8 protein-coding genes are annotated in these 9,317 nt (G+C 73.3%); 1 reads left to right on the top strand and 7 read right to left on the bottom strand.

From position 1 onward, the window contains the following. From B0E53_RS28995 to B0E53_RS28970, 6 genes are all read right to left on the bottom strand, one after another. The coding region (locus B0E53_RS28995) for a helix-turn-helix transcriptional regulator (RefSeq protein ID WP_146167803.1) at positions 1 to 720 on the bottom strand (720 nt) is incomplete at its 3' end. 123 nt (positions 721 to 843) lie between these two features. Further along, the gene (locus tag B0E53_RS28990; RefSeq protein ID WP_107078917.1) at positions 844 to 1,998 is read right to left on the bottom strand and encodes an acyl-CoA dehydrogenase family protein; all 1,155 of its coding nucleotides are present in this window, start codon (positions 1,996 to 1,998) and stop codon (positions 844 to 846) included. Positions 1,999 to 2,080: 82 nt separating this feature from the next. Next, positions 2,081 to 3,613 carry an acyl-CoA carboxylase subunit beta gene (locus B0E53_RS28985; protein WP_107078916.1) on the bottom strand — a complete coding sequence of 511 codons (1,533 nt, stop codon included), beginning with the start codon at positions 3,611 to 3,613 and terminating at the stop codon, positions 2,081 to 2,083. A gap of 163 nt (positions 3,614 to 3,776) precedes the next feature. Beyond that, a complete protein-coding gene (locus tag B0E53_RS28980) occupies positions 3,777 to 4,697 on the bottom strand; it encodes a hydroxymethylglutaryl-CoA lyase (protein WP_107078915.1) in 921 nt (306 codons plus the stop codon). A 76-nt stretch (positions 4,698 to 4,773) separates the two neighbouring features. After that, the gene (locus tag B0E53_RS28975; RefSeq protein WP_107078914.1) at positions 4,774 to 6,141 is read right to left on the bottom strand and encodes a biotin carboxylase N-terminal domain-containing protein; all 1,368 of its coding nucleotides are present in this window, start codon (positions 6,139 to 6,141) and stop codon (positions 4,774 to 4,776) included. A gap of 88 nt (positions 6,142 to 6,229) precedes the next feature. Then, a complete protein-coding gene (locus tag B0E53_RS28970) occupies positions 6,230 to 6,856 on the bottom strand; it encodes a TetR/AcrR family transcriptional regulator (protein ID WP_091316184.1) in 627 nt (208 codons plus the stop codon). Positions 6,857 to 6,969: 113 nt separating this feature from the next. Here B0E53_RS28970 and B0E53_RS28965 point away from each other — a divergent pair, with 113 nt between their 5' ends. Next, the gene (locus B0E53_RS28965; protein WP_107078913.1) at positions 6,970 to 8,163 is read left to right on the top strand and encodes an MFS transporter; all 1,194 of its coding nucleotides are present in this window, start codon (positions 6,970 to 6,972) and stop codon (positions 8,161 to 8,163) included. A gap of 22 nt (positions 8,164 to 8,185) precedes the next feature. Here B0E53_RS28965 and B0E53_RS28960 read toward each other — a convergent pair whose 3' ends face one another. Beyond that, on the bottom strand, positions 8,186 to 9,091 hold the full coding sequence (locus B0E53_RS28960) for a sulfurtransferase (RefSeq protein ID WP_107078918.1): 906 nt from the start codon (positions 9,089 to 9,091) through the stop codon (positions 8,186 to 8,188). Positions 9,092 to 9,317: the final 226 nt, after the last annotated feature.

Raw genomic sequence — 9,317 nt, 5'->3', positions numbered from 1 at the left:
CGCCCGCTCCACCGCGTCCACCAGCAGCAGCGCGGGCCGGCCGCCGAGCCGGCAGGAGAGATCGGCCAACCGGTTCACGCCCAGCACGGCGACCGAGGCGGCGAGCACGTCGGCGGCGTCCGAGCCCTCGCCGACCAGCACGCCGGCCACGCCGGCCGGGTGCTCGGCGGCCGCCGCGTGGGCGACGGTGAGGGCGAGCGCGGTCTTGCCGACCCCGGCAAGCCCGACCAGGCTCACCACCGGATGCTCGGAGAGCAGGACGCCCAACTCGGCGACGTCGCGGTCCCGGCCGAGCAGCGGGACCGGCTGAGGCAGCGCGATCGGCGTACCCGGATCGGTGGCGGCGGAGCCGGTGACCGGAAGGTGGCTCGCCGCCCGGCCGGGCACGGCGGCCTGGGCGGCGTCGGGACCGCTGACCGGGAGGTGGCTCGCCGCCCGGCCGGGCACGGCGGTCTGGGCCCGAGCCGGGCGGGCGGCGGCCAGGAACGCCTGCCGGGTCGGACCGGTCAGGCCGAGGGCGTCGGCGAGCAGGTCGACGGTGGTGCGCTGGGGTCGGGTGGCCCGCCCCCGCTCCAGATCGCGGACGGTCCGCACGCCGACACCGGCCCGGGTGGCCAGCTCGGCCTGGGTGAGGCCGGCGGCGAGCCGGTGCCCGCGCAGCAGGTCGGGTAGCTGGGCACCGCCACCCGGGCTCCGCGAACGATCATGATCGGGAGTCATGGGCACGAAGAGTACGGATCGGGTCGGACGCTCCACAGCCCATCGTCGGCCAGCCGACCGTCCACTGCGGATATCCGACAGACGGCTGAGCGCCCGGGCCCGAACGGCCCGGGCGGGCGCGGCTCACATGCCGAGATCGCGGGCGATGATCATGCGCTGCACCTCGCTGGTGCCCTCGCCGATCTCCAGGATCTTGGAGTCCCGCCAGAAGCGGGCCACCGGGTACTCGTTCATGAAGCCGTAGCCGCCGTGGATCTGGGTGGCCTCGCGGGCGTTGTCCACCGCGATGGTGCTGGCGTGCAGCTTGGCGATGGCCGCCTGCCGCTTGAACGGCTCGCCGGCCAGCATCCGGGCGGCCGCGTCGTAGTAGGCCAGCCGGGCGGTGTGCGCCTTCAACTCCATGTCGGCGACCTTGAACTGGATCGCCTGGTACGCGCCGATCGGCCGGCCGAACGCCTGGCGCTCCTTCGCGTACCTGATCGACTCGTCGACGCAGCCCTGGGCGAGGCCGACCGCCAGGGCGGCGATGGCGATCCGCCCCTCGTCGAGGATGCGCAGGAACTGGGCGAAGCCCCGGCCGCGCTCGCCGAGCAGGTTCTCGGCCGGCACCCGGCAGTCGTCGAAGGTCAGCTCGTGGGTGTCGGAGGCGGTCCAGCCGACCTTCGAGTAGCCGGGCGCCACGCTGAAGCCGGGCGTGCCGGACGGGACGATGATGGTGGACAGCTCCTTGGAGCCGTCCGGCTTCGTGCCGGTGACGGCGGTGACCGTGACCAGCGCAGTGATGTCGGTGCCGGAGTTGGTGATGAACGCCTTCGAGCCGTTGATCACCCACTCGTTGGTCGACTCGTCCAGGACCGCCCGGGTCTGGGTGCCGCCGGCGTCCGACCCGGTGCCCGGCTCGGTCAGCCCGAAGCCCGCGAGGGCCTCGCCGCTGAGCAGCTTCGGCAGCCACTGCGCCTTCTGCTCGTCGGTGCCGAACCGGTAGATCGGCATCGCGCCGAGGGAGACCGCCGCCTCGAGCGTGATGGCCACGCTGGAGTCGACCCGGGCCAGTTCCTCCAGGGCCAGGCAGAGGGCGAAGTAGTCGCCGCCCATGCCGCCGTGCTCCTCGGGGAAGGGCAGGCCGAACAGGCCCATCTTGCCCATCTGGCGGATGATCTCGTACGGGAAGGTGTGCTGCTCGTAGTGCTCGGCGATGGCCGGGGCGACCACTTCGCGGGCGAAGTCCCGCACGCTCTCCCGCAGCGCCTCTTGTTCCTCGCTGAGCCGGAAGTCCATCTGATCCTCCTGGTGGGATGCCTTTGTGGACGGCCGCCGGGCGCTCGTGACGCCGGGTCGGGTGGTGCGGGCCGGGATGGGGTCAGACCGGGGTGACGCCGTGCCGGCGCCTGGCGAAGTGCCGCTCCTTGCCGCGCGCGGCGGCGAACCGGCGGACCAGCTCGGCGCGCAGCTCGTGCGGCTCGACGATGGCGTCCACCACCAGCTCGCTGGCGAGCCGGACGATGTCGATGTCGCGCTCGTACTCCTCGCGCTTCGCGGCGACGAAGGCGGCCCGCTCGGCTTCGTCCGAGATCGCGGCGATCTTGTTGGCGTAGACGGCGTTGACCGCGGCCTCCGCGCCCATCACCGCGATCTTGGCGGTGGGCAGCGCGATGGTGGCGTCCGGCTCGAAGCCGGGGCCGGCCATCGCGTAGAGGCCGGCGCCGTACGCCTTGCGGACCACCACGCAGATCTTGGGCACGGTCGCCTCGGAGATCGCGGTGATCATCTTGGCGCCGTGCCGGATGATGCCCTGCTTCTCCACGGCGCTGCCGACCATGAATCCGGGCACGTCGCTGAGGAACAGCAGCGGCACGTTGAACGCGTCGCAGAGCTGCACGAACCGGGTCGCCTTGTCGGCCGAGTCGACGAAGAGCACGCCGCCCTTGAACATCGAGTTGTTGCCGACCACGCCGACGACCTCGCCGTTCAGCCGGCCGAAGCCGATGGTCAGCTCCTTGGCCCAGAGCGCCTGGATCTCGAAGAAGCTGCCCTCGTCGAGCAGGCCCTTGACGTAGCGGCGCATGTCGAACGCCTGCCGCTCGCTGGCCGGGACCAGCGCGGCCAGGTCGGCCTTCTCCGGGGCCGGCGTCGCCTCGGCGGCCGGCGGGGCCTGGGTCCAGTTGGTCGGCAGGTAGGACAGGTAGCGTTTGACCGTGTCGAGCGCCTCGGCCTCGGTCTTGCAGAGGAAGTGCCCGACGCCGGACTCGGCGCAGTGCACCTTGGCCCCGCCCATCGCCTCCAGCGTGGTCTTCTCCCCGGTGACCATCTCGACCATCCGGTCGGAGCCGAGGTACATGCTGGCGTTGCCCTCGACCATGGCGACCACGTCGCAGAACGCCGGAATGTAGGCGCCGCCCGCCGCGCTCGGCCCGAACAGGGCGCAGGCCTGCGGGATGGAGCCCGAGGCGCGAACCTGGTTCCAGAAGATCTTGCCGGCGCCGCGCCGGCCGGGGAAGAGGTCGACCTGGTCGGTGATCCGGGCCCCGGCCGAGTCGACCAGGTAGACCATGGGCACGCTTGTCGAGTAGGCCCGCTCGATGATCCGGATGATCTTCTCGACGGTACGGGCGCCCCAGCTGCCGGCCTTCACCGTGGAGTCGTTCGCCATGAGGCAGACCGGCCGGCCGTCGATGGTGGCGGTGCCGGTGACCACGCCGTCGGCGGGCAGCCCCTCGGCCGTCGCGTTGGCGTAGAGCCCGTCCTCGACGAAGGAGCCCTCGTCGACCAGGTACGCGACCCGCTCGCGGGCGAAGAGCTTGCCCTTGGCGGCGTTCGCCGCGTGGTACTTGTCCGCACCGCCGGCCTTGGCGCGCTTGCGCAGCTGCTCCAGAGCCTCACCGTCGAGCGTCACGCCGACTCCCGTTGCCACCGGTCGCCCCAGGGGCGCCCCAACCGACCTGAACGATCGTTAGGCTATCCCATCCCCGCCCCCTCCGGCGACCCCGCCGGGCTTGGAGACGCGCCAGGCCGGTCGCGCGGGGGCGCGGCCGGCCTGGCGGTGAGGGTGTGCCGGGTCAGGAGGGGATCGGGGTGAGGCGGGTACGAGGGCCGGCGCGGAGGACGCCGGAGGGAAGCTTCTTGCCGACCAGGTGCTCGGCCAGCTCGGCGGCCCCGACGAGGGCGTCCAGGTCGATCCCGGTGTCGATGCCCATGTCGTGCAGCATGTGCACGGCCTCCTCGGTGGCCAGGTTGCCGCTGGCGCCCGGGGCGTACGGGCAGCCGCCGAGGCCGCCGACGCTCGCGTCGAACTCGGTGATGCCCAGCTCCATGGCGGTGAGCATGTTGGCCAGCGCGGTGCCCCGGGTGTTGTGGAAGTGCAGCAGCACCGGCACGTGGGCGTTGCGGTCACGGACCGCGGTGACCAGCTCACGGACCCGCCGGGGCGTACCCATGCCGGTGGTGTCGCCGAAGGCCACCCGGTCCGCGCCGTCCCGGACCACCCGGTCGACGATGCCGGCCACCCGCTTCGGGTCGACGTCCCCCTCGTACGGGCAGCCGAAGCTGGTCGCCACGATCACCTCGGCGGTCGCGCCCGCCCCGTGCAGCAGGTCGATCAGCTCGGCGATGTCGTCCAGCGACTGCTCGGTGGAGCGGTTGACGTTGCGCCGGTTGTGCGTGTCGCTGGCCGAGACCACCACCTCGATCTCGGTGAAGCCGGCGGCGAGGGCGCGCTGGGCACCCCGGGTGTTCGGCACCAGCGCGGAGTAGCGCACCCCGTCGGCCTTCGCGGCCCGCTGCCACACCTCGTCGGCGTCGGCCATCTGCGGGATCGCCTTCGGGTGCACGAAGGACACGGCCTCGATCCGCCGCACGCCCGTACCCGAGAGCGCGTCGATCAGCCGCACCTTGGCCTCGGTCGGGATCGGCTCCTCGTTCTGGAGCCCGTCCCGCGGCCCGACCTCCCGGATGGAGACGAACTCCGGCAGTTCCGCCATAAGGGGTCACCTCACTGTGACGGTGTTACGTGATGGGTTCTCCCAGCATCCCACCCCCGGCCGATGGGCCGGATCGTCAGCGCATGCGGGACACGATGCCGGTGTCGTAGTCGCCGGAGAGGAACTCGCGGTTCTCCAGCAGTTCGGCGAAGAAGGGGAGGTTGTTCTTCGGGCCGGCGATCTCGAACTGGGCCACCGCAGCCCTGGCCCGCTCGACCGCCTCGTCCCGGGTGGCGCCGCTGACGATCAGCTTCGCCATCAGGCTGTCGTAGAACGGGGTGACCGTGTTGCCGGCGACGTAGCCGGAGTCGACCCGGACGCCCTCCCCGGCCGGCTCGTTCCAGGTGGTGATCGCGCCCGGGCCGGGCAGGAACCGCTTCGGGTCCTCGGCGTTGATCCGCAGCTCGATGGCGTGCCCGCGCGGCGCGAGCGCGTCCGGGTCGAAGGTCGGGGCCAGCCCGGCGGCCACCCGCAACTGCTCCTCGACCAGGTCGACGCCGTAGACGTACTCGGTGACCGGGTGCTCGACCTGGAGCCGCGTGTTCATCTCCAGGAAGAAAAACTCATCGGACGCGGGGCTGCTGCCCTGGAAGTCCCGCTCACGCGGGACCAACAGGCACTCGACCGTGCCCGCGTTGCGGTAGTTGACCGCCTCGCCCGCCCGGACCGCCGCCGCCAGGAACCGCGCACGCAGCTCGGGCGAGACCGCCGGGGACGGGGACTCCTCGACCAGCTTCTGGTTGCGCCGCTGCACCGAGCACTCGCGCTCGCCGAGGGCCACCACCCGGCCGTCGGCCAGGCCGAGGATCTGCACCTCGACGTGGCGTACCCGGGGGAAGTAGCGCTCGATCAGCACCGAGCCGTCGCCGAACATCCGCTCGGCGAACGAGCGGACCTTGTCGTACTCGGTGCGCAGCGCGGCCTCGTCGGTCGCCACGCCCATGCCCATGCCGCCGCCACCGGCCGCGGCCTTGACCATCACCGGGTAGCCGATCTCCGCGGCGGCGGCGACCGCCGCGTCCAGGTCGGCCGCCGGCTCGGTGGTGCCGGGCGCGACCGGCACCCCGGCCGCCGCCATCAGGTTCCGGGCGTTGATCTTGTCGCCCATCGCGGTGATCGCGTCCGCGCCGGGTCCGACCCAGATCAACCCGCTGGCCTCGACGGTACGGGCGAAGTCCGCGTTCTCGGACAGGAAGCCGTAGCCGGGGTGGATCGCCTGGGCGCCGGTGTCCTTCGCGGCGGCGAGAATCGCCTCGACGTTGCGGTAGCTAAGTGCGGGATTGGCGGGGCCGACACAGACCGCCTCGTCGGCCTCGGTCACGAACGGCAGGCCGGCGTCGGCCTCCGAGTGCACCGCGATCGCACGGATCCCGAGCTTCTTCGCGGTACGGATGATCCGGCGCGCGATCTCGCCACGGTTGGCGATCAGCAGCGACTCGATCATGGTTTCCTCCAGCGTCCGGGGGTGGGGACGCTGTCAGGTAACCACGGACCACCCGTCACCCACGAGTCGACCCGGGTTCCCAGTGCGCTCAGGCGGGGTCGGTAGGGGCGAGGAGCGCGGCCAGCGTCGCCCCGCGCAGCAGCTCGGCCCGGCGCCGGCGGTCCACCTCGCCACCGAGGAACGGGGTGGAGTTCATCAGGCCGAACGCCGCGTGCGCGAGCACCCGCGCCTCGCCGTCCGGCAGCCCCGGGTGCAGTGCGGTCAGCACGGTCACCCACTCCTCGACGTACATCCGCTGGAGCCGGCGGATGCGGCGGCGCGGCTCGTCCGGGAGGCGGTCCAGCTCGTGCAGGTGCAGGGCGATCACCGCCGGGTTGGCCAGCGCGAAGTCGACGTGGAAGTCGATCAGCGACTCCAGGGTGCCGCGCGGGTCGTCGGGGTGGTTGGCGGCCCGCTCCTTGCCGCCGGCGAGCAGCCCCTCGCTGACCGGGATCAGCGCGGCGACCAGCATCGCCTCCTTGCCGGCGAAGTGGTGGTAGAGCGCCGGACCGGTTACCCCGGCGGCGGCGCCGATGTCGTCCATCGACACGCCGTGGTAGCCGCGCGCCGCGAAGAGCCCGACCGCGATCTCCAGGATCTCGTCCCGCCGGGACCGGCGCCGGCCCGCACCCGTCGCGCCGTTCGCCGCGCCCCGCGCCTGCTGTTCCACCGCCACCGGACCAGCCTAGACCGCACACCCAAGCTGGTGGAGTCTCGGTTACCCGTCGGTCGCCTCACATTCCGGGCCGCTTGACCCTCGACCGGGTTCAGGCCACAGGGTCCGTCGGCATGACCGCTCCCGCGCTCGGCCGCGACTACCGACTGCTCTGGTCCGCCGCCGTCTCGTCCCGGTTCGGCGACGCGCTGCGTACGCCGGTTCTGGCCCTGCTGGCCGCCGCGCTCACCCGCGACCCCCGGGCGATCGCCGCGGTGACCGTGGCCGGGCAACTCCCACCGCTGCTGTTCGGGCTGCTCGGCGGCGCGTACGCCGACCGGTGGGACCGGCGCCGGACGATGGCGGCGGTGGACGGGACGCGGGCCGTGGTGGTGGCCGCGCTGGCCGGGCTGGTCGCCACCGGCCGGGCCGGGGTCGCCGCGCTGGCCGCCGCCGCGTTCCTCCTCGCCACCCTGGGCACGCTCTTCGACGCGTCCGCCTTCGCGCTGCTGCCGTCGCTGGTGTCGCCGGCCGGTCTGGCCACCGCCAACGGCCGGCTCCAGGCCGGCACGGCCGTGGCGGGCGGCCTCCTCGGCACCCCGCTGGCCGGCGTCCTCTTCGCCCTGGCCGCGTCGCTCCCGTTCGCCGTGGACGCGCTCACCTTCGCCCTCGCGGCCGCTCTCGTCCTCACCCTCCGCCCGCTGCCGCCGGGACCGCCCCGGCCCGCGCGGCGCGGGGTGTGGCGGGAGGCGTGGGCCGGAATGCGGTGGGTGCGCCGGGACCGGGTGCTGTGGGGGATCGCCCTCGCCTCGGCCGGGTCGAACCTGGCGATCAGCGGGATGATGGCGGTGCTGGTGCTCTACGCCCTCGGGGCGCTGCGGGTGCCGGCGCAGGCGTACGGGTTGTTCGCGGCCGGGGTGGTGGCCGGCGGCCTGCTCGGGGCACTGGTCGCCGGGCGGCTGGCGGCCCGGTTCGGCACCCTGCCCGCGCTGCGCGCGGTGCTGCTCGGGCAGACCGTGGCGCTGGCCGGGTTCGCCCTGGCCCGCGACCCGCTGACCGGGGGCCTCGCGCTGGCCGGGTTCGCCGCCGGCACCACGATCTGGAACAGCCTCTGGTCGGCGTACGGGCAGCGGCAGGTGCCGGCGGAGCTGCTCGGACGGGTCGGCGCGGCGCAGCGGGTGGTCGGCCTGGCCGCCGCGCCGCTCGGGGCGGCGCTGGCCGGACTCGCCGGCGAGGCGTACGGGGTGGGCCCGGTGATCGGCGCGGCGGCGTGCGTGTTCGCCCTGGTCACCGCCGGGGCGTGGGGAACGCTACGCGGAACCGCCTGACCCGGCCGGGTCAGCGGCCGGGTCAGCCGCCGACGATCTTGCCCGGCTCGTCGCCTCGCACGACGGGGGCCCGGACCAGGTTGCCCCACTCGGTCCACGAGCCGTCGTAGTTGCGCACCCGCGGGAATCCGAGCAGGTGGTGCAGCACGAACCAGGTGTGGCTGGACCGCTCGCCGATCCGGCAGTACGCCACCACGTCGTCGGACGGGCTCAACCCGAGCTGGTCCACGTAGATGGCGCGCAGCTCGTCCACCGGCTTGAAGGTGCCGTCCTCGTTCGCGGCGGCCTTCCACGGCTTGCTCACCGCGCCCGGGATGTGCCCGCCGCGCAGCGCGCCCTCCTGCGGGTAGGCCGCCATGTGCAGCATCTCGCCGGTGTACTCCCCCGGCGACCGCACGTCGACCAGCGGCCGGCCGGCGGACACGTGCGCCATCACCTCGTCGCGGAACGCCCGGATCGGCGCGTCGTTCCGCTCCGGCACCGGGTAGTCGGCGCGCGGCCGGGTCACCTTGTCCTTGGACATCTCGCGCCCCTCAGCGACCCACTTCATCCGGCCACCGTCGAGCAGCCGGACGTCGGCGTGGCCGAAGAGCCCGAACACCCAGAGGGCGTACGCGGCCCACCAGTTGAAGTTGTCGCCGTAGAAGACCACCGTGTCGTCGCGGCCGATGCCCTTGGCGGCGCACAGCTCGGCGAAGCTCTTGGCGTCCAGGTAGTCCCGGGTCACCTGGTCGTTCAGCTCCGTGTGCCAGTCGACCTTCACGGCGCCGGGGATGTGGCCGGTGTCGTAGAGCAGGACGTCCTCGTCGGACTCGACCACCACGAGGCCCTCGTCGCCCAGGTGCTCGGCCAGCCACTCCGTGGTGACCAGGCGCTGCGGGTCGGCGTACGACTGGAGGTGCGGATTCGGATCACTCGGCACAGGCATGAGCCCCAAGGTACGCCGGATCACCCGGTCGGAACCGGCCATCCCGAATCGGGGCCGACGGATGTGGCGGCCCACACCGGGCCGGCGGGTCAGGCGCGGCGGTGCACCAGCCGCCCGGCCACCACCGTGGCCAGGCAGGAGCCGTCGGCGCCGAAGACGGCCAGGTCGGCCCGGCCGCCGACCTCCAGCGCCGCCGGCCGGGCGGCGGCGAGCACCGCCACCTCGT

The sequence above is a fragment of the Micromonospora sp. MH33 genome (assembly GCF_003013775.1).
GTDB lineage: Bacteria > Actinomycetota > Actinomycetes > Mycobacteriales > Micromonosporaceae > Micromonospora > Micromonospora fulviviridis.
The sequence above is the reverse complement of the archived record's forward strand: the minus strand, read 5'-3'. Positions and strand labels throughout refer to the sequence as shown.